2 protein-coding genes are annotated in these 1,723 nt (G+C 65.6%); both read right to left on the bottom strand.

Translation table 11 applies throughout. The features are described 5' to 3' along the window. A partial coding sequence (locus EN925_RS34725; protein ID WP_128337312.1) for an ATP-binding protein occupies positions 1–1,301 on the bottom strand: 1,301 nt, incomplete at its 3' end. Further along, the coding region (locus tag EN925_RS34720) for a winged helix-turn-helix domain-containing protein (protein WP_206633104.1) at positions 1,298–1,723 on the bottom strand (426 nt) is incomplete at its 5' end. The genes EN925_RS34725 and EN925_RS34720, both read right to left, overlap by 4 nt.

Here is a 1,723-nt window from a genome sequence, read left to right as displayed (position 1 = left end):
GCGCCGTGCAGATCGGCTATGGCCCGGACAAGGCTGAGCCCGAGGCCGCTGCCTGATGTCGAGCGGCTGTGGTCCAGCCGGTAGAGCCGCTGGAACACTTTCTCGCGCTCTGCCGCCGGAATGCCGGGACCGTTGTCGGCGACGCCCGCAACGACGCGTTCGTCCTGGCGCGCTACCGACAGCTTTATCGTCGTGCCCGATGGACAATGGCGCAACGCGTTCTCGACCAGATTGGCGAACATCTGCGTCAGCAGCTCGCGATCGCCATGGATCCGGTCCGTCGTTTCCTGTGGTTGCGCCAACGACAGCGACTTTCCGTCGTCCTCGGCAACATCGGCATAGATCTCGGCGATGGTTTGCAGCACCTCGCCCAGATCGACATCGGTGAACCGCGCCCGGCGGGCGCCGGCCTCGATCTGCGCGATGCGCAGCAGGGCATCGAAGGTCTCGTTGATCTGCAGGCTCTCGGCATGCGCCTCCGCCAGTTCAGCGGCGATTTTCCGGCCCGACAGGTTCTTTTCCGACGCGGTGTCGAGGATCATCTGCAACCGGTTGAGCGGCGTCTTCAGATCGTGGGCGATGTTGGCGCTGACCTGTTTCATGCCTTCGACCAGCGCCGACAGGCGGTCGAGCGCGGCATTGACCTGGCTGGAGACGATGTCGATGTCGTCACCCTTGCCGGTCAGCGGAATGCGGGTGTCCAGCCGTCCATGCGAGACATCCACCATGGTGGCGGCGATGCCGTCGAGACGGCGCTGGACGCGCGAGGCGAGCAGGGCGCCGCCGGCGACCGCCAGCCCGGTGATGATCAGGGTTCCCCAGCCAAAGCTCATCAGCACGATTCTCTCCAGCTCCTCCGTCTCGGAAAGGCTGAAGGCGACGGTCAGCGTGTTGCCGCCGACCGGGCCGGAATAGGCGCGGTACTCGGCGCCGGGCGGCACGCCGGGCATTTCGGTGTCGAACATCGAGAAGCCGTCGGGGAGCCCCGCGGCGGTGAAGTTGCCGGCCAGGCGATTGCCCGTTGCGTCGGTCAGCGAAAACAGCTGCTCCTTCTTGAGGCTGCGCAGGGAGTGGCTGCCGACGGTCTCAACCAGCTCCTTGAGATCGTTCTCGGCATAGGTCGCGGCGACGACCGCGTAGGTTTCCTTGATGGTGTCGTCGAGCCGCTCGGCAAGATCGGCGCTCATCATCTGGTAGACGATGGCGCCAGACAGGACGAAGGCCAGCACGAACAGGAAGGCGAAGGTCAGGGCAAGCCGGAATGGCGTGCTGCGCAGCAGGCGGGACCAGGTTCCGGTCATGGCGCGTGCAGGCTGTAGCCTGTGTTGCGGACGGTGTGGATGAGCTGGGTTTCGAAGGGCTTGTCGACCTTGGCCCGCAGCCGGCTGATATGGGTCTCGACGACGCTGGTCCTGGGATCGAAATGAAAATCCCAGACACGCTCCAGAAGCATGGTGCGGGTGATGACGCGGCCTTCGCCGCGCATCAGCACTTCCAGCAGGCTGAACTCCCGCGGCTGCAGGTCGATCGGCTGGCCCCGCCTCGTGACGCGGCGCATGATCAGGTCCATTTCGAGGTCGGCGACCCGCAGGACGGTTTTCTGCTCCTGCGCCGCCGGCCGCCGGCCAAGCGCGTTGATGCGGGCGAGGAGTTCGGAAAAGGCGAAGGGCTTGACCAGATAGTCGTCGCCGCCTGCCTCGAGCCCCTCGACGCGGTCGTCGAT

Origin of the sequence: Mesorhizobium sp. M7A.F.Ca.US.006.04.2.1, from assembly GCF_004022915.1 — a bacterium.
GTDB classification, from domain to species: Bacteria; Pseudomonadota; Alphaproteobacteria; order Rhizobiales; family Rhizobiaceae; genus Mesorhizobium; species Mesorhizobium ciceri.
This window is presented reverse-complemented; position numbering and strand designations above follow the sequence as displayed.